The sequence below is a fragment of the Pseudomonas sp. SWRI92 genome (genome assembly GCF_014268685.1).
GTDB classification, from domain to species: Bacteria; Pseudomonadota; Gammaproteobacteria; order Pseudomonadales; family Pseudomonadaceae; genus Aquipseudomonas; species Aquipseudomonas marvdashtae.
In genome coordinates this window covers 338,771-362,822 of the sequence record NZ_JABWQY010000001.1, presented here as the reverse complement: position 1 = coordinate 362,822, position 24,052 = coordinate 338,771, and the positions used below count along the sequence as shown (strand labels likewise).

Here is a 24,052-nt window from a genome sequence, read left to right as displayed (position 1 = left end):
AAAAAGTTCCATCAACGGGCAAAAGTATTCAGAATTGGTGCCGATAAAGAATTGTCGCCAAGAAACTGACGACATCTCTCTAGTTGATGTAGCCATTTGCGAGGTGAGCAATGGGCCCTGTCGTTACCGCACGTCCTCCTCAGACCCTTTACGTGACCATTCGTCGCGACGAATTACGCCTGCTGAAAGAAGAGCGTGATCTGCTGCTCGATGAAGTGGCGCAGCTGCGCATGCAGTTGCAACACGCACAACTCTCCTACCAGGGCCAGGCGTTGGCTCGCTGATCCAACGCCAGAGAGTTTTGGTACTTGAAGTGACGCCGGGCAAGCCGGTGTCACTGCCACGACGGCGTTCGGCCTGAAGATTTTTTGTAACCGGAAAACTCACAAAGTTTTCACACCCTCCCCGCAATACTCCCGCCCTTACAAATAGTTACGACGCTTGCCTGTGAGCATCAATCCGGTGCCAGCAGCTTCGTCGGTGAAGGCTGGAGCGCTTGATGAGTGTGTTCAAACGCAGCAAAACGACTGCGAAAGGTTTCGACTGGGCCGGGTTCGGCTGGCTGTTTTTGTTCTTCTGGTATTTTTCCGGCATCACCCAACTGCTTATCCTGTTAAGCGACACCTCCGGCTTCACCGGGTTTCGCCAAGCCTTCGTCATGAGTGCGGTGTGGCTGGCACCCTTGCTGCTGTTCCCCGCCCGCACCCGCCTGCTTGCCGCAGTGATTGGTGTCGTGCTGTGGGCCTGCTCCATGGCCAGCCTGGGCTATTTCTTCATTTACCAGCAGGAATTTTCCCAAAGCGTCATCTTCATCATGTTCGAGTCGAACGTGTCCGAAGCGGGCGAATACATGACCCAGTATTTTGCCTGGTGGATGGTGCCGGCGTTCCTGGCACATACCCTGGTTGGCTATTTCCTCTGGACGCGCCTGCGCCCGGTGTACCTGCCCCGGGGCCAGGCGATGGTCGCCGCCGCCCTGATCCTGGTCGCCGTGGTCGGTTATCCCCTGGTCAAGCAGACCCTGCGCACCGGCACGCTCGCCGGCGGCCTGGAGAAATTCGAGGACCGCATCGAGCCGGCCGTGCCATGGCAAATGCTGGTGGCGTATCGTCGTTACGGTGAACAGCTGGAAAACATGCAAGGCATGCTTCACAGCACCAGCAAGATCGCCCCGTTGCGCAACCTCAAGGACACCATGGCCGACCAGCCCGCAACCTTGGTGCTGGTCATCGGCGAGTCCACCAACCGCCAGCGCATGAGCGTGTACGGTTATCCGAGAGAAACCACGCCGGAGCTGGACAAGCTCAAGGACCAGTTATCGGTCTTCGACAACGTCATCACCCCGCGCCCCTACACCATTGAAGCGCTGCAGCAGGTGCTGACCTTCGCCGACGAGGAAAATCCGGACCTCTACCTGAGCACGCCGTCGCTGGTGAGCATGATGAAACAGGCTGGCTACAAGACCTTCTGGATCACCAACCAGCAGACCATGACCAAGCGCAACACCATGCTCACGACGTTTTCTCAACAAGCCGATGAGCAGGTCTACCTGAACAACAATCGCAACCAGAACGCCGCGCAATACGATGGCGACGTGATCGAGCCGTTCAGCAAGGCCCTGGCCGACACCGCGCCGCGCAAGCTGATCGTGGTGCACCTGCTCGGCACCCACATGAGCTATCAGTACCGCTATCCGCCGACGTTCAACAAATTCACCGACCGCCAGGGCGTACCCGCCGGGGTGCGCGACGATCAGGTCCCGACCTACAACAGCTATGACAACGCCGTGCTGTACAACGACTTCGTGGTGTCCAGCCTGATCAAGGACTACGCCAAGACCGACCCCAACGGCTTCCTGCTGTACCTGTCGGATCACGGCGAGGACGTTTTCGACTCGCCAGGGCACGGCACACTGGGGCGCAACGAAGGCAAGCCGACGGCGCCGATGTACACCATCCCGTTCATGGCCTGGGCCTCGCCCAAGTGGCGCGAAACCCATGACTGGAATTTCGCGGGCGATCTGTCACGCCCCTACAGCAGCTCGCACCTGATTCACACCTGGGCGGACATGGCAGGCTTGAACTTTGATGAGCTCGACCGCAGCAAAAGCCTGGTCAGCGATGCCTTCGAGCCCCGGCCTTTGCTGATCGGCAACCCTTACCAGAGCCAGCACAAGGCGCTGATCGATTTCAGCCTGATGCAGCCCAAGGGGCCGGCGGGCCAGGTTGTACAGAAATGAGCGTAGGCTCGTTCGTCCGCTATAGAGGCTTTATCCAGAACAGCATGCGGCCGTGGGCGGGGTCGAACATGCCCGCGGCGAAGCCGAACTTGGCGTAACTGGCCTGGGCCACGGCGTTGCCTTCCAGTACTTCCAGGGTGATCTTGCAGCACCCGCGCTGGCGGGCAATGTCTTCGACTTTCTGCAACATCTTCTGGCTCAACCCCAGCCCGCGAAACGCTGGCATCACGGCAACGTCATGGACGTTCACCAAGGGACGGCAGGCAAAGGTCGAGAACCCTTCGAAGCAGTTGACCAACCCCGCCGGTTCGCCGTTGACGAACGCCAGCACGCTGAAGGCGTGCGGCCGCTTGGCCAATTCTTCAGGCAGATGCGACAGCACCTCGGCCGGCAGCGAATGGCCGCCCCCCATCGGATCCTCGGCATAACCATTGAGCACATGGCAGATCGCTTCCGCGTGGATCGGGTTGGTGTAGCTGGCTTGCAGTACAAGGATGTCGTTGGCTTCTTCCATGATCTTGGATCTCGTTCGATAAGGCCGGCGGCTTGCCGTCGGCAGGGTTGAATTCAGGCGGGCTGGCCGAAACGCTGCAATTGCATTTCCTGGAGGCGACTGAGAGTACGGCGAAACGGAAATTGCAGATAGCCCTCGGTGTACAACTGGTCCATCGGCACCTGTGCCGACAGATACAACGGCACCTTGCGGTCGTAACACTCATCGACCAGGGCAATGAAACGCCGGACGCCATCGTCGTGAATCGACAGCTGCGGCAGTTCACGATCACCGGCCTCGACCCGCTCGACCCCGTCTTCGGTGCCGCGGGCAATACGCCCTTCCCGTTGCTCGGCGCTCAGGGCAGGCACATCACTGAGGAGGATGGCCCTGAAACGGTCGCACAGGGCCATGAAATCCACGGCTGAAAACGGTTGGTCGCAAAGGTCCGGGTAACGGCTCCAGAGCACCGTGTCGCTGGCCTGGACTGGAACGACCTGTCGATGACCGACCTCGATCGCTTGGTTGCCGGACGTCTGCCCCGCGCTCAACTGGCCGAAGACATCGGCCAGCGGATCGGGTTGGCCCGGCTCGCGCACCCAATAGCGCTGCTGCAGGGTGCCGGGGTGCTGGCGGTGATCTTGCCAGCCGTTCACCGGCACCACCTGCATGTGCTGCTTGATGGCCGTGACGGTCGGCAGGAATCGCTCACGATTGTGCCCGCTGGCATAGAGTTCGTCCGGCGGCAGGTTGGACGTGCTGACCACCACCATGCCCAGCTCGAACATCACTTGGAAAAGACGGCCAAGGATAATCGCATCGCCGATGTCCGTGACGAACAGTTCGTCAAAGCACAGTACCCGAACTTCCTGGCTCAATTCACGGGCCAAGGCTTGCAGCGGGTCCGGGGTGCCGGTGAGCTGGAACGAGCGTTGGTGCACCCAGGCCATGAAGTGATGGAAGTGCTGTCTGCGAGCCGGAACCTTGAGGCTTTCGTAGAAACGATCCATGAGCCACGTCTTGCCCCGCCCGACCGGCCCCCACAGATAGACGCCTTTGATCGACTTGCCGCCTTCATGCAACGCCTTGTGACATTGCTCCAGCGCCATGATCGCCAGTTCCTGGGCTTCGTCCTGGACGAAACCATGATGTTCGATGGCATGCTGCCAAGCGCTCAAGGGGGAATTGAAAGTCATGCAGGCCAGGTCCGTAAAGCGAAGGTGGGGAGTATGCCATGGCCAGGATCCCGGAATATCCCCCAAAAAACAGCGCTGCTCGCTACACAGAGATATCCAACCGACTGATTTTCCCCTGCTCATCGAGCCGGAAGGTATAGCGCAGCTCCAGCGGGCTGCCGGGAAAGGTGCCGGAGATCAGATTCTGCACCAGCACCTTCCCGGTCCGTTGCTGCACGTTGAGGACTTCGACCCGTGGCTGGAAACGTTGCGCGGTGTCTTCCATCCATTGGGCGATGGCCTGGGTGCCGACCTGATGGTTGCCTTCATCGAACACGCTGGCATTCTCCGCGAAAAAACGCGTCGCCGCCGAGCTGTCGCGGGCATTCGCGGCGGCAAGATAACCGGCGATGGCCGGGGCTAGGGAAGAGACGGAATGGGACATGTCATGGCTCCTTGTTGTATCGATCCGAAGCCATGCTAAAACAGCGTTGTGTCAGTTTTTGTCAGGAGTGAAGCGCCCGGTTTCATCGAGGTTCATCAGCGCAAGCCAGGCGCGCAACAAGTCGCTGCGCCTGCCGGGATAGCGCTCGCCCTGGGCAATGGCGCAGGCAATCCGGTCAGTGCGAAAGGTCCGATAGGCACCGCGCAACTCACACCAGGCCACCACCACCCGAGCCTCGTTGAAAAAACCCAGCGCCAGGGGCCAGATCAACCGTTGGCTCGGGGTCTTGTTGACGTCGGCGTAATCAATATGCAGCTTGGCTTGAGTGCGAATGGCCTGGCGGTAGACATTCAGTTCCACGGTGTTGCTCGGGTAGCCATAGCCCGGCGGACCGGGCAACACCGTGGGGTTGTGCAAGGCGTCGCGCAAGCCCGGAGCCAGCACCGCCTCGACTTTCGCCAAGGCATCGGCGGCGGCCTTGCCGAGCACTTCGTCGCCGCGTTGGTCGACGTAGCGCAAGCCCAGCACGATGGCCTCGATTTCGTCGGCGGTGAACATCAAGGGTGGCAGGAACAGGCCGCTGCGCAACACATAACCGATGCCCGCCTCGCCCTGGATCGGTGCGCCCAAGGCCGTGAGTTCGGCGATATCGCGATAGAGCGTGCGTTCGGACACCTTCAGCTCGGCCGCCAATGTCGCGGCAGTAACCGGGCATCGCTTGCCCCGCAAGACTTGCAGCAAAGTGAGCAGCCGAGTGGTTCGCGACACAATAAAAGGGTCCGCAGGGGAAAGTTGCAGCAGATTAGCAGACGCTGGTGTCAGAAACTGTCAGTAGAAAAAGCAAAGACCTCGCCACAGAATTTGCAAGTTTCCAAGGATATGCCTTGAGTTATGGTGCCAACACGTTTCTTACACGAGAGAGCATATTCATGCGCAGAATCCTCGGCTTTTCCCTCATCCTGATGCTGCTCGGCCTCAGCGCCTGCGCGCTCTTCCCCCACCGTGACCCGCTGAATATCAATGTGGTCGGGATCGAGCCGCTGCCCAGCCAGGGCTTGGAAATGCGCTTTGCCGTGAAGCTGCGCCTGCAGAACCCCAACGAAACCCCCATCGACTATAACGGCGTGGCGCTGGACCTGGAGGTCAACGGCCATACGCTGGCGACAGGGGTCAGCGACCAGGCCGGCTCGATACCCCGCTTCTCGGAAGGCCTGTTGAGCGTACCCGTGAGCATCTCGGCCTTTTCAGTCCTGCGTCAGACGCTGGGCCTGAGCCAGACCCAGAGCCTGGACAACTTGCCCTACGTACTGAAGGGCAAACTCGCTGGCGGATTGTTCGGCACGATGCGTTTCGTCGACCGCGGAACCCTCGATCTACCGGGGTCCTCGGCCACTTGGTGAATCACGCCATGAAGCGCACGCCCGGTTTCGCCCGCTCGTCCACCACCAGTTCGAAAACATCCGGCCGGGCGTAGTGCCCAACCACGTCATAATCGTAGCGCGCCCGCACCAACTCGTCGGTATCGATTTCAGCGGTCAACAGCCCGGCGGAGCCTTTCAACGGTCCGGCGAGCACATCGCCCATGGGCCCGACGATCACGCTGCCACCGGCAATCAACGGGCGCTCCGCCGGCCAGTTCGCGACTTCGATGCCCAACTCCGCCGGCGACGCCTGGACCTGGCAGGCGCTGACCACAAAGCATCGCCCTTCATGAGCGATATGGCGCATGCTCACCTGCCACATGTCCCGCTCATCCACCGTCGGCGCGCACCAGACGTCAACGCCTTTGGCATACATCGCCGTACGCAGCAGCGGCATCATGTTTTCCCAACACACCGCCGCTCCCACACGACCGACCTGGCTTTCAATCACCGGCAGCGTCGAGCCGTCGCCCTTGCCCCAGATCAGGCGCTCGGTGCCGGTAGGCATCAATTTACGATGCTTGGCCACGAGGCCCGCATCAGGCTCGAAATACAGGGCGGTGCAGTACAAGGTGTTGCCGGCGCGCTCGATGACACCCAGCACCAGGCTCGCCCCGGTCCGCGCCGAAAGACCCGCCAGCGCCTCGGTTTCCGCGCCGGGCACATCGATGGCGTTGGCAAAATAGCGAGCAAACGCTTCGCGTCCTTCCGGCAATCGATACCCCAACTGCGTGCCGAACGTCTCGCCCTTGGGATAACCCCCCAGCAGCGCCTCGGGCATCACCACCAAGCGAGCTCCCGCTTGGCGGATGGCGTCTTCGTAGCAAAGGATCTGCGCCAGGGTTTCGCCTTTGCCGGAGGGCAGCGAGCCAATCTGCAAGGCAGCGACGATGGATTTTGGCATGGTCTTCAACTCCGTGATTTCAGGTGTTGCCGATTCTCCAGTGCAAGCCGATCATGAATAAAGCCCTGATCACTGCTAAAAGATATGAATCAGATGAATATCGCCGATGTCGACCTGAACCTGCTCAAAGCCTTCGAAGCCTTGCACGATGAATCCAGCGCGAGCCGCGCCGCGCTGCGCCTGGGCGTAACCCAGTCGGCTATCAGTGCGGCCCTGCGCAGGCTTCGCGGTTTGTATGACGACCCATTGTTCGTGCGAACCGGCCGTGGCCTGGCGCCGACGTTGCGGGCCAACCAACTGAAACCGGTGATCAGCGATGCCTTGGACAAATGTCGCCAGAGCCTGGCAATGGTTGATCCGGGCGCGAACAACTACGAAGGCCGCTCAGTCATCGTCGGGTTGTCCGATGATTTTGAAATCGCCCATGGACGGCGCTTGATCGAGGAAGTGGCGCGGCGGGCACCAGGGCTGCGCTTGATTTTTCGCCAGACCCACAGCCAGATCGTTGGTCGGGCCTTGATGGAACGCAGCCTGGACCTGGCGATAACAGCGGGAGGATTTACCGAGCGGCTGCTGAGCCGCCAGGTCTTGGGCGAAGGCGACTATGCCTGCCTCGTCGACCCGGCCAGCCTGACAGAGGGCCCATATAGCCTGACCTTGCAAGCCTTCGTCGCGCGCGAACATCTGCTGGTGTCGTCCGGCGGCTTCATCGGCATCACCGATGAAGGACTGGCCGGGCTGGGCCTGCGTCGCAGGGTGTGCGCCTCGACCACCCACTTTGCCGCGCTGCCGTTCCTGCTCAAGGGCAGCCAGGCCGTGGCGACTATTCCCGAGCATGCCGCCAAGGCCATCGCGGCGCTTAGCGGCCTGGCATTGCTGCCCTGCCCGCTGGCACTGCCCCGCTACCCTATCGAGCTGGGCTGGCGGACCCACGCGCAAATGGACCCGGCAGTGGGCAAGGTACGCGAAGCTATCGTCGCAACCTTCACCTGAAGTTTATTTATTGGCGGCCATCAGGCGATTGACTTCGCTGCGCACCATGTTGGCGTATTCCGGTGGCGACATGCCGTCCAGCTCGGCGCCCACCCACTCTGACCACTTGCCCTTGCGCTTGGAACGTTCACCGAACAGCCGGGCAGCGTCGCCCTTGGCCTTGCCCAGATTGTTCTGCCACAGCTCGAAGAGCCGGGATTTTTCATCTTCCAGCGCCGCGCGCTCGGCCAGGGGCTTATCAGCGAGATTGAAGCTCATGGGGAATTTCCTGTCGCGTAAATAGGCGTCATCTTACACCTTGCGCTGAAACGTCTTAACCATGATTTTAGATGTCCTGCCCGGCCCCATCGTAGATGCTGCAACTTTCAAGCAAGCGAAGCACTCCACTGATCATTGCCATCATCCTCAAGGAGCACCTCAATGGCCCGTAAAAGCGCCGCACAATCCAACGGAGAACAAATCAAGGATCAAGCCTTCAGTGAACTGAAAGCGCTGATCGAAGAGTCGGAGAAACTACTCAAGAGCGGTGCATCCCTGGTTGGCGAAGATGCCGAAAACCTTCGGGGCCAAATCGCGCAGAAGCTGCAACAAGCACTGGATGCGGTCGCCAACGCCCGGGAGCGCACCCGTCCGATGGTCGATGCCACTGAGGTCTATATCGGCGGGCATCCGTGGCAGACCGTGGCGATTTCCGCGGGTATCGGGCTGGTGGTGGGATTGCTGCTCGGACGGCGCTGAAAACGTGCCCATGGCGAGGAAGCGAACTTCCTCGCCATATAAACGCTCTTGTAATCCTTAAGCACTCACTGTCCCGCCAACGCCCGCAGCTGCGCGATCGTCTGCTCATCCAGCGTAATCCCGCGCTCATTGGACTTGCTCCGCTCACGGTGGCGTCGATCCCCCGGCAGTCGCCGCAATCCAACGCCATGCATCTGCCTGACCAGCTCCTGGCTGCGCTCGGCAAAACTTTGCCCGGCGGCCTTGCTCGGATCGATCACGATCAGTAACTGCCCGGTCCACGGCGTCTTCGCACCTGGATGATTGCTCCAGTCGAACTCGAACGAAAAATTACCGCCCGTCAGGGCAGCGGCCAGCAACTCGACCATCATCGACAACGCCGAGCCCTTGTGCCCGCCAAATGGCAGGAGCGCCCCACCTTCGAGGATGGCTTTGGGATCACGGGTCGGCTGGCCGAGGCTGTCCACGCCCATGCCTGGCGGCAGCAGCTCGCCTTTGCCCGCGGCAATCTGGACATCGCCATGGGCGATGGCGCTGGTGGCCAGGTCGAAGACAATCGGCTCGCCATCGGCCCGGGGCGCAGCGAAGGCAATCGGGTTGGTGCCAAACAGAGGCCGGTCCGCGCCGTGGGGCACTACGCAGGTCATGCTGTTCACCACGCTCAGGGCTACCAGACCCTCATAGGCAAACGGTTCGACATCCGGCCACAGGGCCGCAAAGTGATGGGAGTTGCGTATCGCCAGCACCGCGATCCCGGCGCTGCGGGCCTTCTCTATCAGTAACGGACGAGCGGCAGCCAACGCCGGCTGGGCAAACCCGTTGCAGGCATCCACCCGTAGAAACCCGGAGGCAACGTCCTCGACCACCGGCACCGCCTGGCCATCGACCCAGCCGCTCTTCAGCGTCGAGACGTAGCCGGGAATACGGAACACCCCATGACTGTGGGCTCCATCGCGCTCAGCGGCGGCGCAGTTTTCGGCCAATGTGCGAGCGACCTCGGACGAAGTGCCATGACGCAGGAAAATCTGCTCCAGCAGATTTGCCAAGGCGTCAAAGGACAGAGTGCAAGCACCGGCATGATCGGATAGCGCGGACATCTGAAGCTCCTGAATGATTGTTGGAGGTAGCAACAGCACGGAAGGCAACGTGCGCTGATTAAACACCGCAGCGAGCGCGGACTGTCAACTTTTCTGCAGAGCGATTGCGTTGATCTTTCTTGCGCGAACCCGACAGACCTGCGCGGCGTACGGGCGGTAACTATGTACCACCTCGGGTCACTCATCGTTGCCTAGTCTGGCCGCTCCACACACTCAGGCGCTGCATTGCCGGCGCCCTGACCGAGACGCAACGATGCACGCAGAAATCCCGCTTTTATTATTTCCCCAGATATTGAACGTCAAGGACTTGGAGGAGCTGGACGCGGTCCATGGCCTCACTCAGGCGGACCTCGACTGGCTGCAGAACGTTTCCTTGCCCAGCCACACGCAACGCGTCGCGCAAACGCCACCAATGTTCGCCGAAAAGATTTTACTGGCCCCGGAGGACAAACCACCCATCCCGCTCGCCGGATGTTTTTCCCTCCAGTCCACGCAAGGGACCGGCGCTTCTGGAAACGAGCCGGCTTTTTTTTACACGCCGTGGGGTGGCATCAGGAAATTCGACAATCCCCAAGCACTCGACAGGAACATTGAGCAGACGCTGAAAAACACCGAGGAGCGAAATCGTCTGTTTCGTCTCCTGTCGATTTCCCAGCGCAGCGCACTGAACAGCACAACCGACATCAGCCGGACCCGGCAAATCATCGACGGCGATGTATTCGAGACACAGCGCGAATCGATTGAAGATGCCCAGGACGTCAATGCCTTGGTCATGGTCGAGGAACTGATCAAACTGCCCTCGCTTACCTCGATGTTGGACCAGTTGCTGGGCGAAGCGCTGCCAGGGCTGGATCCGAGGCAGGTGCGCATAGCCCTGTCCCATGATTCGGATTCACCGGCGCCTAGCCCGTTCCAGGTCACCTCGAGCATCCCGCTGAGCGACGCGGTACTGGTTTATTTCCATCACCAAGGCTGGCCCGCCGGACAGGGCGTCGATCTGACTCACCCCGGTACATCCGCATCCTCCTACACCGGACAACAGTGGGAGACGATCATCAAGGGCATTGCCACGACGTTGATTCCAAAACTCTCAGGCTGCGTCACGGCCTTTTGGGACGCCAACGGCCCCTTCTACACTTCCCGCCGCCGATTGCTGTCCCAGTTCATCCACGATTCACTGTGGGCGACCATCCTGCTGGAACGGGAAAAAGGACACCTGACGGAAGCGCAAAGCCGTGAGCTTCTTCGATTGTTCAGGCCGTCTCGCCGAGACGAAACATTGCTGTTCATCGAGACGGTCCGACTCTGGGAATATGAACCGAACTTCGTCGAGCTTGCCGGTTCCTTGATGATCAGCGGCCAAGGACACTATCTTTTTACCCCTACCCAAGGCCTTCAGAAGGTGAGCACTTTCCTCGCATTCAAGGAAGCGCTATTCAATACGCCCGAACAAAAAGAGGCGATCTACAACCTTCTCGATCTTGAAGAACGCAACCGTTTATTGCGCTTTGACGCGCCGCAGGTTTCAGGCAATCCCATCAGCATGCCGGTGTCCGACTCCCTGGCCGACGCCACTGTCGACAAACAGTTGCTGAACCTTCGTTACGCATTGGAAATGTCCCGCCAGGGCGAGGTGGATATTAAAGCGCTCGTCGACAAGGCACTCGACATACGAACGTTCATCCATAAAAACCTGCTGAACCAGAAATCCGCCGGCCACTGGGGAACCCAACCCACGTTTTACGGGAAGCAGCGCTCTTCGAACCTGGTGGCCGACCAAATGGAGCGCAAGGCCAAGACCTACATCGATGTCGACGAAGCTTTCAGCGCCCTGTTCGCTCAGTTACCTTCACTGGACAGGACTGCACTGCGCAACGGACTCAAGCGCTTGATTGCTGAACTGACGAACGTTTTCTCATTGGGGATCCGCGCGGAGGCCGAACTCAGAGCGCTTAACGCAACGCTTCCCTTGATAGCGCACAAGCTGATTGAAACGGTTTTTGCCTATGACGCCGAATATCCCGATCGCGAACAACGTGCTGCGGTCAGGGGGTTTCGGCCTGATGTCTATTCGTTAAAGCTCGCCTGTACATCAGAAAGCGAAACCGTCTCCGTGCCCCTCGCCAACTGTTTTCTGTTGACCGAGCGTGGCGGGCTGGACACCCCCCATTCGGGCATGGCAATTCTCTGGACACCGGTCGATGGATTGCAGGCATTCACATCTGTCGACCTCGCCACCCGCCAGTTGAATCGACAACTGCTCGACGCCCAACGGCGCTTTGGCTTGCTCGCCAACCTGACCCCGCTTCAACGCAAGCCCCACCGACGCTATCAACTCGAGGCTTATGAACTGATCGAAGACAATGTGCTCGTAAACCGGATGAATTCGTTCACGAACCTTTTCGAGGCTGAACAGGGTTACTTGAGCACATTGAGGGTTGGAAGTTGGCAACTGACCGGGGCGGCACTGACCAAAAGTCTGAAAGCGCTATTTGGCAAAGGGGCCCCCACCAATCTTAAACGCGCCACGTCTATCGCCAAGGCGAACAGCCTCAAGCAGAAACTTCCCGCCTGGTTAGGCACTGCTCCCCTTGAGGACCAACGTCGGCATATTGAACTGCTTGAGCAATATAAAAACAGCGTGGACGATGGCAAGGACTATCTAGACGGATTCGAGCCACTGCGCACCTACGTGCGCAACAAACTGAAAACATTGCTGGACGCCCGCTTCCCAGACAAGCACTTGAACCCCGAAACTCTGCAAATTACGCCAAACCTGGCGATTGTCGGGCCGGCCAGGTCATTGACCGACTTTGCCTTGCAGCACATCGACGTCACCGAAAAGGGTTTCAAGGTGTCTTCGACCTCCACGCAAACATTGCCAGACGGTTTGAACGAGGCGGCTGTGCGGCAACTGTTATCGTCGCTGGATATCGCAACCACCTATAAAAACCAAGTGCAGCAAGCGCTCTCTGGAACAATCGCAAACGTTCAGCCAAGAAAGCGGCGTTTCCGCCAACAGTTGCCCTGGCAATTGTTGCATTACGCTCACGCCCAGTATCTGCAGCAACATCTTTCGCCGACAGCGTTCGATCTGGTCCACCAAGTATTGGACATGCCGGACGCCATCGCGCGGCAAGCGGTGAAAGGCGCCAGTGCATATTTCCGCCCCTTGGAGCTGATCAAGACCGACGGTGGCTCCGCGATCAAGGCATTGGGGCTTTACCTGTTCAGTTCAGTGACCGACGCATCAAGTCCCCACGTCCTGTATTCGCCGTACCACGACGGACAACAACTAAGGGAGTTCAAGGACGAAGCAAGCATCGTCGCGGCGTTCAATACCCCCGGCGCGCTCCAGGATCTGTTGATACGACGGCTTCCCAAAGATCAACAGGCCACGTTCAAGAATCTTTTCGCGTCCACGCTTGGGCAAGCGTCGGAAATTACCCTGGGCTTCAGCCCCATCAACACCAATATCCTGCACACGCTGTATGACGACAACGCGACGTTGCTGACGGATATGTTGACCACGCAAACCAGTCACCCCCGTCATTTTGACTGGACAACGGTCCTGCATGTTTTCAGCGAAGGCTTCAAGTTGGTACGAAGAGAGTTGCCGGCCAAACTGACGTTCCTGCAAACGCTTTGGGAAAGCTACCAGGACTTCAAGGACTCATCTGAAGCCTTTCAGCAGGACGCCTGGAAGGTTGGCCTGCACAACTTCATTGCCGGCGCTGCGGAAATGGTCTCGCTCGGCTTTTTGAATCGCGACGATACATTCGGTCTACTCGCCCCCATCGAGCCAACTTTTCAAAGCAACCCGTTAGCGCCTAGCTGGAAGGACATTTCCAGCACCGCACCAGCCCGTACCGACCTGCAGCTCTTTGAAAACCTGGATGTAAGCCTCGCGGACCTTCGGCAGAATCTGACCGACGGAACCTACAAGGCGGCGGACGACAACAAGCTATATGTGCCTGTCGCCGGCAAAGTCTATCAAGTTGCAAAAGCCAACCAAGCCTGGCGAATCATTCATGACGACAGCGAGGGCCCATTACTTAAATATTCGCCGGACCAGCGGACATGGCGGATCGATCCGCAACGCCAGGCCATTCGCTTTGGTAAGGCCGGTTCGAAAATGGCCATCACCTATAGCGACTTACGAGCCAAAGGGTCGTTGAACATCGAGGCACGGGGAATGGCTGAGATACGCAGGAAATACCCCTTTCGCGCCCATGCAATCATCCAGGCGCTGGAGATGGCGAGGTTCTATTCAGTCAATGCCCTGACTAATCTTGAACAACTCAAACGACAAGTACTTCCGGGCTCTCGGCTGGATACTTATCTGCGTTTGGTTTTCGGCGTGAGCAGCGTAGATGCCAGTCTGATCGCCAAAATAGAAGCAGCAATTTCTCCCATATGCCAGGCATTGGCCGATCCCACCTGGGAGCAGCAGAATGCGGACCGCATCGTAGTCGGCGCGCTAAAATACCTGGAAGACAGAGCAACGGCCTTTGTGCTTGAACCCGCAGCGGTTGGAAGGATTTATTTAACCCAGTTTTTTTTCGACCTTGGGTTGGATTGGTATAAATCCGTCGTACCGGATGCGTTCAATGTCGATGCTCATGCCCAGGGCGCGACTTTTATCCATGAAATTTCCCACCAGCTTCTCGATACGATCGATATTGTCTATCTGGACGCGGCGCGGCCATTCCTGGACTTGATTTCGACAGCCACTCATTTGAGTCAATCACACCACGACCAGCAAGAAGCACTGCAACGCCACGGACTTTCGCTGACCACCCCCAAATCAGAACTGTTTACGCAATGGGACAGCGTGGACAATACCCACAAGAACATCGAACTGTTGCCTGGCTACAAGGACATCACTCGCAGGATCCTCACGTTAACCGGCACCAAGAACATGAACGAGGCACGTGATGCATTTCTGGACCCGATTTTGCCGGACAAGCGCATCGACGTCATACTCAGCAACGCCGATTCCGTTACGCTGCTGATTTGTGAGATGGGACGCCAGCTTGACCGGCTCCCTCCCGGTTCAACCGCGGTGCGGTGAGCTGCAAGGCGGTACGATACGTTGACGAATGCTCGAACCTCTGGGGCGTAAAACAAATTCTTCGCTGTGCAAACGCCATCATCGCTGTTCTCGGCAACGGCTACCCAAGGTTAGAATGCAGCAAACCAGGAAGAGCCAATGACCGAACGAACACTCTCGGAAGCCGAATACAACGCCATTACCGATGCGGCCGCCCATTGGTGTATGCGTCTGCACGCTGAAGATTGCACAGAGGCTGAACGGCTGGCGTTCAAGCAATGGCACGACGCCGATCCCCTGCACGCTTTTGAATACGAAGCCATGTTGGAAATTTGGGGTGTCGCCGAACATTTGCCGCGTGTCGAAGCAGCACCAGGCGCTTGCATCGGACGTCCTCGGTCGGGCTGGGTCCGGCTGGCCATCGCGGCCACGGTGCTCGCGCTAGGCTTGCCCCTGGCCGCGTTCACCGGTTGGAACCTGGGCTGGCTGCCCAACGCCTATCAGCGATTCGAGGCTGGCACGAGCGTGCGTCAGATCATCCTGGACGACGGCAGCCAGGTAGAACTCAACCTGGGCAGCGAGTTGGTGTTCGCCAACTACAGGGGCGAGCGTCGGGTCACGCTGAAAAAAGGCGAGGCTTTTTTCGACGTAAGCCATGATACCCGGCATCCGTTCGTTGTCCGGGCAGGCCAGGGCCAGGTACGCGTGACGGGTACGCGTTTCAACGTCTGGATGTATCAGGATCAGGTCCGGGTCACGCTGCTGGAGGGTTCCGTTTGGGTGACCAGCAACAAGGCATCCAATGCTGGCGGTTCACAGCTGTCACCCGGGATGCAGGCGAGCTACAAGGCTGGCGATTTCCAACCGCAAATACGGGAGGTCGGGGTCGATGACAGTTCATTGGCGTGGCGTAACGGCAAGCTGGTGCTGGATAACCTCGCCCTCTCGGACGCACTGCCTTTGATCAATCGCTATCTCGACCACCCCGTCATGCTGGCCGACAACGGCACGGGTACCCTGCGTATCGGCGGTATCTACAACCTCAACGAGGTGAAGAACCTCGTGCCTACGTTGCCTAAGGTCTTGCCGGTCTACCTGACGCAGAACAAGGACGGCAACCTGGTGCTCAACGCCATCGGCCGCCCACCACGAAACTGAAAAAGCCGCCACCCATTCGGGTCTCGGCTTTCTGTTCAGCTCAGCTTGACTATTGCGTCGCCACCTTTGCCGGGCGATCAGTCTCTCGAATAATCAGCGCTTGATAATGCGGGTCGGCCTTGATCTGCTGTTCGGTGAAGGGCAGCACACTCCACTGCCGGTTCGAGAACGCCTGGGTCTGATCCGCCGAATAAGGCGATGAGGGATCGCTGGAGAGGGAGAAGGCCAACAACCCCTGGGCATTGGGACCGTTGCCGTCAAACGTCACCACTTGCAGATAGCTGGTGCCCCCGACCACTTCGCGTTTACCGTTCGCGCCCGGCACGCTCTGGATCGCGTTGTAGATTCCCAATTCTCCAGGTCCGCCGTGAATGGGCGTGCGACGGGCACCGCTGCTGGCCACCTGTATGTCCTGCCATTGACTGTCCGCAGGCAGGCCGGCCGCCTTCAACGCGTCCACCGATGCACGCATGGCTTGACGCAATGCCTCGGCCACCGGAGGCCGCTCGACCGCCAGGCCGCGAGGGGTATGTTGCGGATCCTTCGGGTCAAACGCGACGCGCCAGATACCAGGCACAGCCTGCAGCGCCTGCATGATGTGCTGGAAATGGACGAAGCCCACGCCGCTGTCCAGGCTCGCGGTGCGATCCCAGTTCTTCAGACGAGTGCACGCCTCGGCCAACGCCGATGCATCGGCTCCCAGGTCGCCGGCACAAAACGCCAACAGGTCGGGCATGACCTGATCGGCCAGATAGACCTGATCGTCCATGACCATGCGCTGCAGATCATTGGCCGTCACTGGCCCGCTCTTGGCCAACTGGCCCAGTCGATCCAGGGCAAACCGCGCGCGCAGGCCCAGCGGCAGGTCTTGCTGACTGATAACGGGCGAATAGCCGGACAAGGGCTGCGAGGGGTTGACCATCCAGGCGGAATCATTGGAGTTCTGCACATAATCACGGCGCGACAATTGTGGGAGCTTGTCGGCCGCGTAAATACCTTTTTGCACGGCTTTGGGGTCAATGTTCCAATCACATTCGCTGCGCGAACCATCCAGCACGATCAGCTTCTGGCCGGCCCTGGGATCGCTGCAGCGGGCAAGCTTGTGGGCGTCGACGTTGGGCACCACCGAGACGTTCATGTACAGGCTGTGACCTTGATCGTCCACCGCCAGCGTATTGACCCACGGAATCCCTTGGATGCGCTGGACAGTGTCCTGCAGATCCTTGAGCGTGACGGCGCGGTTCATCGCGTACCACTGCGCCAGTACCCGATCATTTTCCAGGTTGGCATCGCGCAAGCTGTAGGCGAACCGGTTATCCCAGTCCAGCTTGCCCGGCCATTGCACGATCGGCCCGAACCTGGAGCTATAGACCACCCGCGAAACGGGCTTGACCTGCCCATCGGCTTGCTTGATATCCACCGTGACCGTTTGCTGACTCATAGGCACTGACTTGCCATCGAACAGGTAGCGGGTCGGGTCTTTGGGGTCCAATTGCAGGCGGTACAGTGTGAAGTGTTTTGACGTATCGACGGTGTGGGTCCAGGCCAGGTGCTGGCTGAAGCCGATATTGATCATCGGCAAGCCTGGGAGGGCCGCACCCATCACGTCAAGTTTGCCAGGTATGGTCAAGTGCATCTGGTAAAAACGCATGCCACCCAACCAGGGGAAATGCGGGTTCGCCAGCAGCATGCCGCGCCCGTTGAAGGAGCGTTCGCTGCCGATGGCCAAGGCATTGCTCCCGCGTTCAAGGGCGAAACGCTGCTGGCGGGCCGCCGCGACAGCGAAGCCGGACGTCGATAGGTCGGCTTGCGCGGTTGCCTTGGGTGGCTGCGCACCGGCCAAGGCCTCGGCGAACTGGCCGACACCGCCCTCTACCAGCAGACGCCGGGTCAGCTTCACCAAGTCCTGCGTGGTGATCGGTCGTACCCATTCGCTCGCGCATTGTCCGGGCAGGCCTTTCTCCCTGCGCTCAGCCAACGCACGGTTGTAACCGCCCACATAACCTTCCACCAACTGTTGGATCTCGGGCGCCTGGGCCTGCCAGAAACCGGAGACAGCCTGCGGTGTATTGAGCCAGGTGAAAAACAGGTCGCTGGCTCGGTTCTCTCGTTGCTCGACCGTGACCTGTTGCGGGCCAAAATAACGCGAGCGTTGACCATTGACCGTCACGATTTCATTGGCCAGCAAACACAAATTATCCTGCGCGTAAGCGTAGCCGATGCCGTACCCCAGCCCCCGCTCGTCCTGGGCCCGAATATGCGGCACGCCAAAACTGGTGCGACGAATCTCCGCAGTGGCCTGCTCAGCCTCGCCTCGCGCGCTGACCACGGTACTCAGGCCCAGGGTCATCCCCAGCAACGCACCGGCAAAGCAATACCTCGATAACTGCCCGGACATTCCCACATGCACTCCCGCTCGATAGCTTTCAAGAACCAGGACGGTCACCGGTACGTCCACGGACAACATCCGGTCCGGCCTGGAAATCCACATGCCGCATGCTGAACGCGGATGTGCCTACCTTGAGAACGAACCGGATGAAAAAAAATTAACGGTCTCGCAACCCGCTTTTACGGGGCTTCGGCCAGGTCCAGGCAAATTTTTCACATCAGGGCTCTCATGATTGGTCACTTTCGTTCGTCCTATACAGGAGAGCATTCGTGATTGTTTCTGTCAGGCTGATAAGGAGTCTCTACATGCATAACACGCAAGTCCCCATGGAGGGTAAGCCAGGATCGGCCCGCGTCGCGATGACAAACACCCACCGCGAATTTCCGGGGCCAACGGAACGAGGCGGTAACGAACAGATCAAGCGGCTGCTCAAGAGCTACGGGCTCAGGACCAGCCTGATCCGTCTCAAAGTCATCGATGCGTTACTCAAGGCCGCGGAGGAAAATCGCCGCTTGGGCGTACGGGGTGTTCACAGCCAATTGCTGGGATTGGACATTCCATTGTCCTTCCTGAGCGTGCGTGAGGTTTTGAAGCGCCTGTGCAGCGAGGGCGTAGTGACACTCAATCCCGATAAAAGCTACAGCTTGCACCACAGCGCCGTGGCCTTGCTCAACCCTGGGGAGTGACCGGCGCTCAAGGCTTGACCTTGCGCCGCATCACACCGTTGATCACCACCACGATGACCGCCACGGCAATGGCGATGTATTGAAACAGCTGCTCGCTGATCATGCCTTTGCCTTGCATCCAGGACAGTCCCAGCATGATCGCCAGGACGACGAGCACCACCAGAATCGAGTATTTCAATCGTTGCGAATGAGTCATTTGCCAGCTTCCTGAAGTGTTCCGTTCTGCATCTCGCCTGCTTGCCCAGGCGTCTGTCATACCCTCTGCATGGCGAGATGCGCAGGGGCGTATGGTAAACCGCCCGCGCGCATTCCTGCGAGGACACTTCCTACAGATATCGGTCCGCTTTCCGCTACTCACTGCGGCAAAAGACGCCTTTCTAGCATGGATGTCACCAACGTACTCTCGGAAAAGAAGTGCCCCTTCTTACCAATAAGGACATTGGGAACCATGCAAAAACAGCCGACATTTTTTTCGCCGTTACGCCTGACGGGGTTCTGCCTGGCAATCGCGTTGTTCGAATGCCTCACCTATATGGCCAGCGACCTGATCATGCCCGCCATGCTCAAGGTGACCCAGGACCTGGACGCGCCTGCTGATCAAATCCCTTATGCGTTCAACTTGTACCTGCTGGGCGGCATCCTGCTGCCTTGGCTGATCGGTCCGTTGTCGGACCGCCATGGCCGGCGTCCTTTCATGCTCGCCGGTTGTGGCGGGTTTGTGGTGGCCTGCGTGGCAATCACCCAGGTCACCGACATGCATGGGTTCAATGGGCTCCGTCTGATCCAGGGCATGGGGCTGGGGTTCGTGATTGCGGTCAGCTATCCCGCCATACAAGAAGTATTCTGCGAATCCGACGCCGTGAAAGTCATGGCGTTATTGGGCAATCTCGCCCTGCTCTCACCCTTGCTCGGACCGTTGGCGGGAGGATTGCTGCTGCAATGGCTATCCTGGCGCGAGCTGTTCATGCTGCTGGCCGGCCTCGGAATGGTGAGCTGGCTGGCCTTGTGGTGGTTCATGCCGCGAAACACCCGAGCGGCGCACCTTATGGGTAAAGAGTCGATCGTCGAGCCATTCGACCTGCGTTCGCTTGTCAGGCGATATAGCGCGCTGCTGGGCCACATGGAGTTCATGTCGGCCAGCGTCGCGCTGGGTTTGATGAGCCTGCCGCTGATTGCCTGGATCGGCTTGTCGCCCTTGCTGTTGATCCAGGGCCAGGGCTTGTCGCCACTGGAATATGGGGTTTGGCAGATTCCGGTTTTCTCGGCGGTGATCCTCGGAAATTTCCTGCTCAACGTCTTGGTGGAGCGGGTCGGCGTACGCCGGGTGGTCTACTACAGCCTGTGGCCTTTCTGCGCTGGACTGGTCGCCTTGGTCGTAGCCAGCCAATTCGATCTGCCCCTCACCGTATTGGTCAGCAGCCTGTCGCTGTATGCCGTCGGACTCGGCATGGGCAATGCCGCGTTGTATCGACTGGCGCTGTTCGCCAGCGACGACAGCAAGGGGCTGGTCTCGGCCATGGTCGGGATGATTTCCATCGCGGTGATGAGCGCGGCAGGCTCGCTGTTGGCCTTGCTGGGTGCCGGGGCGAGCCTGCAGTCCTTTGCGTTGATGGCCGGCATCGCCGGGCTCAGCTGTCTTGTCGCGTTGCGTCTGTTCATGACGCAACCGTCCGCTCACGTTTGAATTCTCCCCCTCTCTGAGGAAAACCTGATGATTCACTTTCCCTACGCCGATGCGCTTTGCGCATTGCCGCAACCGTATGGCTGCGATTTGGTGCCCGCCGGGTTGTTCGATAAGGCGATGGCTGAAATCAGCCTGTTTCATTGCCACCACACCCCCGGCTACGAAAACTGGCTCAACGCCAATGGCCTTACGGTGGGCGACTTGGAGCACCTTACCGACTGGTCGCGCCTGCCGCCTATTTATGCGAATTACTTCAAACAGCGACTGCTGCTCAGCCCCACCGCCGAAGATGCGTTGGAGCTCACGTCTTCGGGCACCAGCGGCCAGAAAAGCCGCATGCGTTATGACGAACGCAGCATGGCGGCGGCCCAAGGGATGGTGGCAAACATCTTTGACCACTATCGCTGGAACACACCGGATTCACCCTGCAACTACCTGCTGTTCAGCCATGAACCCGAAGCAGCCAATCGGCTCGGCACCGCGTATACCGACCAACTCCTCTGCCGCTTCGCACCAGCCAATCGCTTCGCCTATGCCCTGAGGCGTACCGGAAAAAGCCACGAGTTCGACGTTTTCGGGGTGATCGCCGCCTTGCAATCGTTCGCCGAAGAAGGACTGCCGGTGCGCATTTTCGGCTTTCCGGCGTTGCTGTGGCACGTGCTTGAGCGCATGACTGACACCGGCCAACTGGACCTCAAGCTACACCCCGCGTCTCTGGTTTTCCTGGGCGGGGGCTGGAAGAAACAGGCTGCCGAGGAAATCCCCCGCCAGCAGGTCTACGAACGTATCACCCGACAATTGGGCATCGAGCCCCATCGCTGCCGTGACGGTTACGGCGCCGTCGAGCACGCGGTGCCCTACATCGAATGTGAACATCACCGGTTCCACGTACCGGTCTATTCGAAAGTCTTCGTGCGCCACCCCGCGAGCTTCAGCGTCCAGCCGTTCGGCGAGGCAGGACTGCTGTCGTTCGTATCGCCTTACATCTCATCCAGTCCGGCCCATGCCGTGGTGATGAGCGATCTGGCGACCTTGCACCCCGCCACCTGCGAGTGCGGCCTGAAGACCCACTGGTTCGAACTGCACGGTCGGGCCGGCACCAGTGCCAGCCGAAGCTGCGCCATGGCCGCCGCCGAATTGATCAAGGAAAACTGACATGTACCTCATTAACGGCCAACTGAGCGCCGACCTGACGCTCGAAACCGCGCTTGAATGCCTGCAAGCGCAACTCCCCGCACTGCTGGACGTCCCGCCCCGCAGCGAAGAGGTACTCGATTGCGCAGAGGCGTTCGTAGCGAGGCTACGCACGCCCGGCCAGCAGCTCATGCTCGATGAGGGTCAGCGCCAGGCGCTGATTACATTCTGTGACCGCAAGCACTTGAGCCTCAAGCTTGAGCGGGAACTGGGAGCGAGTCCACGCTCGTTGCGGCGAATCGATTACGGCGACGGCCCCTTCGAAAGCTGGCAGCCCCTTGGCCTCGTGGTGCACGTCACCCCGGGTAACTCAGCCTTGCTGGGATTCTGCGCGGCGTTGGAAGGCCTGTTGGCGGGGAACGTGAACTGGCTGCGACCCAGCGCTCGCGATGGCGACCTCACGGCCCGCCTGCTGGCGGCATTCTTGAGCGGTGATCCGAGCGGACGGCTGCACGGTTACGTGGCGGTACTGCCTGTACCAGCCAAGGAGAGCGGGCGTCTTTTTGCACTGGCGCAAGGCGTCAGCGCCTGGGGTGGCAACACCGCGCTGACGGCGCTGCGCGAGCAGATTCCGAGCGGTTGCCGCTGGATCGACTGGGGTCATCGGGTCAGCTTCGCCTATATCACCCCTGCCGCCGCCAGCGATCAAGCGCTGGACAGCCTGGTGGATGAAATCTGCCGCCTCGATCAACAGGCGTGCTCCAGCCCGCAATGGCTGTTGGTCGACAGCAACGAGCCGGCGCAGCTGCAAGCATTGGGCAACGCCCTGGCTGCCGCTTTCGAACGGCGGAGCGGACACTGGCCCGCCCTGGAAGCCACCGCGGCTGAAGCGTGTGAAATCACCACCCGAACCGCATTGGCCCGACTCGATTACAGTTTCGCCGGAGCAATCGGCGAGGTCTGGGCGGGTGATGGCTGGCGCATTCTGTGGGAGCACCACCGCGAACTGCTGCCCTCGCCATTGTTCCGCACGCTGTTGCTGCGGCCAGTGCCTGAAGAGCTGCTCTGTGAAACGTTACTGCCCTGGCGGAACGTGCTGCAGAGCTGCGCCCTGATCTGTGCACCGGAGCAGGCGGCCGGGTTGACGCGCCACCTGCTCATAGCCGGCGTCACCCGCGTGGCGTCGACCGCCGCGATCCAACAGGGCTATGACGGCGAGCCACACGACGGCGTCTATGCGCTGCAGCGATTGAGCCGTCGGGTATCCGTCGGACTTGCACCGGATGTCGCCAGTCATCGTGTCACGCTGGATGCCGTTGCCGCGGCGGTGCGGCTCCATCCCTCGACGCCAATCATGGACAAGGCCGCATTCATTGCACTGCCCCCCACCCCTCAAGCCCAACTGTTCTTCCGCTCTGGCGGCAGCAGCGGCGCCCCCGTGCTGTCGCCCTACAGTTATCGCGACTTTGATAGCCACATGCGTGCCGCCGCCGACGGGCTGCGCGCGGCGGGCCTGGATCCGTCGGAGGATCGCGTCATGAATCTGTTTTATGGCGGCAGCCTGTACGGTGGATTCCTCAGTTTCACGAAAATCCTGGAACAGATGAAGGTCGTGCATTACCCCATGAGCGCGCCAGCCGATGAGGATTTCCCCGAGATCGCGCAGTTGATTGTCGATCATCGGATCAACACCGTGGTTGGCATGCCCAGTACCCTGCATCGTCTGTTCGCAAGCCAACAGCGAGTGCTCCAACGCTACGGCGGCGTTCATAAAGTATTGCTTGGCGGCGAGCACGTGGGGCCAGACAGCCGCACGTTATTCCAGCAGTGCGGCGCCACCCGGATCTGCTCAGCCATCTACGGCACCGTGGACGCGGGGCCCCTCGGTCATGCGTGCCTGGCCAGCGATGACGGCGTATTCCATCTCATGGACGACATTCAATACCTGGAGATCGTCCAGCCGGACATCGACAGTCCGGTCGCCGCGGGCGAAACCGGACGCTTGCTGTTCACGTCGCGCATACGTCAGGCGCGTCCTCTGCAACGCTACGAAGTTGGCGACCTGGGGCGCTGGCTACCCGGTCGCTGCGCGTGTGGCCTGGAATCGCCGAGATTCCAATTGCGCGAGCGCCACGGCCATCTGCTGCGCGTTGCGACCGAATTTATCAATAGTCGGGAACTGGTCGAGCAGGCACAAGCGGCCATTCAGATCGTGCTCGACCACGAGAGTGGCGGTTGTGAACGCTTGCTGATTCGCACCAATGGCGACACCGAAACGGTGCGCCGCAACGTACTCGGCCTCGCACCGCTGCGCACGGCTGTCGATGCCGCACTGCTGATCCTGGAAGTCGAAAGTTGTCCGGCGCAACGTTTCGAACATAAAAAACACAGCGGCAAAATCCCATTGGTGATCGACCGCAGGCTACCCGGCTAGCCGTTTCGC

20 protein-coding genes are annotated in these 24,052 nt (G+C 59.7%); 11 read left to right on the top strand and 9 right to left on the bottom strand.

All coding sequences use genetic code 11. The features are described 5' to 3' along the window. Nucleotides 1-110: 110 nt before the first annotated feature. Both HU762_RS01325 and HU762_RS01320 read left to right on the top strand, forming a co-directional pair. Entirely contained in the window at nucleotides 111-284 is a 174-nt protein-coding gene (locus HU762_RS01325) for a DUF6026 family protein (protein WP_186610635.1), read from the top strand. 215 nt (nucleotides 285-499) lie between these two features. Continuing rightward, nucleotides 500-2,239 (top strand): phosphoethanolamine transferase CptA, encoded by a 1,740-nt coding sequence (locus HU762_RS01320; protein WP_186631830.1) that lies wholly within the window; start codon nucleotides 500-502, stop codon nucleotides 2,237-2,239. A gap of 19 nt (nucleotides 2,240-2,258) precedes the next feature. Here HU762_RS01320 and HU762_RS01315 read toward each other — a convergent pair whose 3' ends face one another. The 4 genes from HU762_RS01315 to HU762_RS01300 form a co-directional block, all read right to left on the bottom strand. Further along, on the bottom strand, nucleotides 2,259-2,753 hold the full coding sequence (locus HU762_RS01315; protein WP_186610633.1) for a GNAT family N-acetyltransferase: 495 nt from the start codon (nucleotides 2,751-2,753) through the stop codon (nucleotides 2,259-2,261). A 53-nt stretch (nucleotides 2,754-2,806) separates the two neighbouring features. Continuing rightward, a complete protein-coding gene (zapE, locus tag HU762_RS01310) occupies nucleotides 2,807-3,928 on the bottom strand; it encodes a cell division protein ZapE (RefSeq protein ID WP_186631827.1) in 1,122 nt (373 codons plus the stop codon). An 82-nt stretch (nucleotides 3,929-4,010) separates the two neighbouring features. Beyond that, entirely contained in the window at nucleotides 4,011-4,352 is a 342-nt protein-coding gene (locus HU762_RS01305; RefSeq protein WP_186610631.1) for a nuclear transport factor 2 family protein, read from the bottom strand. A gap of 51 nt (nucleotides 4,353-4,403) precedes the next feature. After that, entirely contained in the window at nucleotides 4,404-5,120 is a 717-nt protein-coding gene (locus tag HU762_RS01300; RefSeq protein WP_186631824.1) for a YafY family protein, read from the bottom strand. A 161-nt stretch (nucleotides 5,121-5,281) separates the two neighbouring features. On the opposite strand from HU762_RS01300, the gene HU762_RS01295 reads away from it, so the two are divergent. Further along, the gene (locus HU762_RS01295; protein WP_186631821.1) at nucleotides 5,282-5,752 is read left to right on the top strand and encodes an LEA type 2 family protein; all 471 of its coding nucleotides are present in this window, start codon (nucleotides 5,282-5,284) and stop codon (nucleotides 5,750-5,752) included. A 1-nt stretch (nucleotide 5,753) separates the two neighbouring features. Here HU762_RS01295 and HU762_RS01290 read toward each other — a convergent pair whose 3' ends face one another. Then, on the bottom strand, nucleotides 5,754-6,677 hold the full coding sequence (locus tag HU762_RS01290; RefSeq protein ID WP_186631818.1) for a carbon-nitrogen hydrolase family protein: 924 nt from the start codon (nucleotides 6,675-6,677) through the stop codon (nucleotides 5,754-5,756). 84 nt (nucleotides 6,678-6,761) lie between these two features. Between HU762_RS01290 and HU762_RS01285 the strand changes: the two genes are divergently transcribed. Further along, entirely contained in the window at nucleotides 6,762-7,670 is a 909-nt protein-coding gene (locus HU762_RS01285; RefSeq protein WP_186631815.1) for a LysR substrate-binding domain-containing protein, read from the top strand. 3 nt (nucleotides 7,671-7,673) lie between these two features. Here HU762_RS01285 and HU762_RS01280 read toward each other — a convergent pair whose 3' ends face one another. Then, nucleotides 7,674-7,928, bottom strand: coding sequence for a hypothetical protein (locus tag HU762_RS01280; RefSeq protein ID WP_186631813.1), 255 nt, complete (start codon nucleotides 7,926-7,928; stop codon nucleotides 7,674-7,676). 162 nt (nucleotides 7,929-8,090) lie between these two features. Here HU762_RS01280 and HU762_RS01275 point away from each other — a divergent pair, with 162 nt between their 5' ends. Next, nucleotides 8,091-8,408, top strand: coding sequence for a DUF883 family protein (locus HU762_RS01275; RefSeq protein ID WP_186631810.1), 318 nt, complete (start codon nucleotides 8,091-8,093; stop codon nucleotides 8,406-8,408). A gap of 65 nt (nucleotides 8,409-8,473) precedes the next feature. Here the strand turns inward: HU762_RS01275 and HU762_RS01270 are convergent, their stop codons facing one another. Further along, nucleotides 8,474-9,505, bottom strand: a complete 1,032-nt coding sequence (locus HU762_RS01270; protein WP_186631807.1) for an Ldh family oxidoreductase — start codon at nucleotides 9,503-9,505, stop codon at nucleotides 8,474-8,476. 253 nt (nucleotides 9,506-9,758) lie between these two features. Between HU762_RS01270 and HU762_RS01265 the strand changes: the two genes are divergently transcribed. Both HU762_RS01265 and HU762_RS01260 read left to right on the top strand, forming a co-directional pair. Next, nucleotides 9,759-14,579: a DUF6543 domain-containing protein gene (locus tag HU762_RS01265; RefSeq protein ID WP_186631804.1), complete on the top strand. Its 4,821-nt coding sequence runs from the start codon at nucleotides 9,759-9,761 to the stop codon at nucleotides 14,577-14,579. A gap of 138 nt (nucleotides 14,580-14,717) precedes the next feature. Next, the gene (locus HU762_RS01260; RefSeq protein WP_186631801.1) at nucleotides 14,718-15,716 is read left to right on the top strand and encodes a FecR family protein; all 999 of its coding nucleotides are present in this window, start codon (nucleotides 14,718-14,720) and stop codon (nucleotides 15,714-15,716) included. Between the two features lie 49 nt (nucleotides 15,717-15,765). Here HU762_RS01260 and HU762_RS01255 read toward each other — a convergent pair whose 3' ends face one another. After that, nucleotides 15,766-18,114, bottom strand: coding sequence for an acylase (locus HU762_RS01255; protein ID WP_186632939.1), 2,349 nt, complete (start codon nucleotides 18,112-18,114; stop codon nucleotides 15,766-15,768). Nucleotides 18,115-18,410: 296 nt separating this feature from the next. On the opposite strand from HU762_RS01255, the gene HU762_RS01250 reads away from it, so the two are divergent. Beyond that, entirely contained in the window at nucleotides 18,411-18,791 is a 381-nt protein-coding gene (locus HU762_RS01250) for a fe2+ zn2+ uptake regulation protein (protein WP_186610622.1), read from the top strand. A 7-nt stretch (nucleotides 18,792-18,798) separates the two neighbouring features. On the opposite strand, the gene HU762_RS01245 is transcribed toward HU762_RS01250, so the two are convergent. Continuing rightward, nucleotides 18,799-18,987, bottom strand: coding sequence for a hypothetical protein (locus tag HU762_RS01245; protein WP_186631798.1), 189 nt, complete (start codon nucleotides 18,985-18,987; stop codon nucleotides 18,799-18,801). Nucleotides 18,988-19,239: 252 nt separating this feature from the next. Here HU762_RS01245 and HU762_RS01240 point away from each other — a divergent pair, with 252 nt between their 5' ends. Genes HU762_RS01240 through HU762_RS01230 form a run of 3 tightly spaced genes read left to right on the top strand, consistent with a single transcriptional unit; the run spans nucleotide 19,240 to nucleotide 24,043 of the window. Next, the gene (locus HU762_RS01240) at nucleotides 19,240-20,475 is read left to right on the top strand and encodes an MFS transporter (RefSeq protein WP_186631795.1); all 1,236 of its coding nucleotides are present in this window, start codon (nucleotides 19,240-19,242) and stop codon (nucleotides 20,473-20,475) included. 27 nt (nucleotides 20,476-20,502) lie between these two features. Then, nucleotides 20,503-21,630, top strand: coding sequence for an acyl-protein synthase (locus HU762_RS01235; RefSeq protein WP_186631792.1), 1,128 nt, complete (start codon nucleotides 20,503-20,505; stop codon nucleotides 21,628-21,630). Nucleotide 21,631: 1 nt separating this feature from the next. Continuing rightward, entirely contained in the window at nucleotides 21,632-24,043 is a 2,412-nt protein-coding gene (locus HU762_RS01230) for an acyl-CoA reductase (protein WP_186631789.1), read from the top strand. The last annotated feature ends 9 nt before the right edge of the window (nucleotides 24,044-24,052 follow it).

Bases quoted from the DNA above. Each gene is read 5' to 3' on its own strand.
- HU762_RS01325 (WP_186610635.1), top strand. From the start codon at position 111: ATGGGCCCTGTCGTTACCGCACGTCCTCCTCAGACCCTTTACGTGACC.
- HU762_RS01320 (WP_186631830.1), top strand. From the start codon at position 500: ATGAGTGTGTTCAAACGCAGCAAAACGACTGCGAAAGGTTTCGACTGG.
- HU762_RS01315 (WP_186610633.1), bottom strand. From the start codon at position 2,753: ATGGAAGAAGCCAACGACATCCTTGTACTGCAAGCCAGCTACACCAAC.
- zapE (WP_186631827.1), bottom strand. From the start codon at position 3,928: ATGACTTTCAATTCCCCCTTGAGCGCTTGGCAGCATGCCATCGAACAT.
- HU762_RS01305 (WP_186610631.1), bottom strand. From the start codon at position 4,352: ATGTCCCATTCCGTCTCTTCCCTAGCCCCGGCCATCGCCGGTTATCTT.
- HU762_RS01295 (WP_186631821.1), top strand. From the start codon at position 5,282: ATGCGCAGAATCCTCGGCTTTTCCCTCATCCTGATGCTGCTCGGCCTC.
- HU762_RS01290 (WP_186631818.1), bottom strand. From the start codon at position 6,677: ATGCCAAAATCCATCGTCGCTGCCTTGCAGATTGGCTCGCTGCCCTCC.
- HU762_RS01285 (WP_186631815.1), top strand. From the start codon at position 6,762: ATGAATCAGATGAATATCGCCGATGTCGACCTGAACCTGCTCAAAGCC.
- HU762_RS01280 (WP_186631813.1), bottom strand. From the start codon at position 7,928: ATGAGCTTCAATCTCGCTGATAAGCCCCTGGCCGAGCGCGCGGCGCTG.
- HU762_RS01275 (WP_186631810.1), top strand. From the start codon at position 8,091: ATGGCCCGTAAAAGCGCCGCACAATCCAACGGAGAACAAATCAAGGAT.
- HU762_RS01270 (WP_186631807.1), bottom strand. From the start codon at position 9,505: ATGTCCGCGCTATCCGATCATGCCGGTGCTTGCACTCTGTCCTTTGAC.
- HU762_RS01265 (WP_186631804.1), top strand. From the start codon at position 9,759: ATGCACGCAGAAATCCCGCTTTTATTATTTCCCCAGATATTGAACGTC.
- HU762_RS01260 (WP_186631801.1), top strand. From the start codon at position 14,718: ATGACCGAACGAACACTCTCGGAAGCCGAATACAACGCCATTACCGAT.
- HU762_RS01255 (WP_186632939.1), bottom strand. From the start codon at position 18,114: ATGTCCGGGCAGTTATCGAGGTATTGCTTTGCCGGTGCGTTGCTGGGG.
- HU762_RS01250 (WP_186610622.1), top strand. From the start codon at position 18,411: ATGCATAACACGCAAGTCCCCATGGAGGGTAAGCCAGGATCGGCCCGC.
- HU762_RS01245 (WP_186631798.1), bottom strand. From the start codon at position 18,987: ATGACTCATTCGCAACGATTGAAATACTCGATTCTGGTGGTGCTCGTC.
- HU762_RS01240 (WP_186631795.1), top strand. From the start codon at position 19,240: ATGCAAAAACAGCCGACATTTTTTTCGCCGTTACGCCTGACGGGGTTC.
- HU762_RS01235 (WP_186631792.1), top strand. From the start codon at position 20,503: ATGATTCACTTTCCCTACGCCGATGCGCTTTGCGCATTGCCGCAACCG.
- HU762_RS01230 (WP_186631789.1), top strand. From the start codon at position 21,632: ATGTACCTCATTAACGGCCAACTGAGCGCCGACCTGACGCTCGAAACC.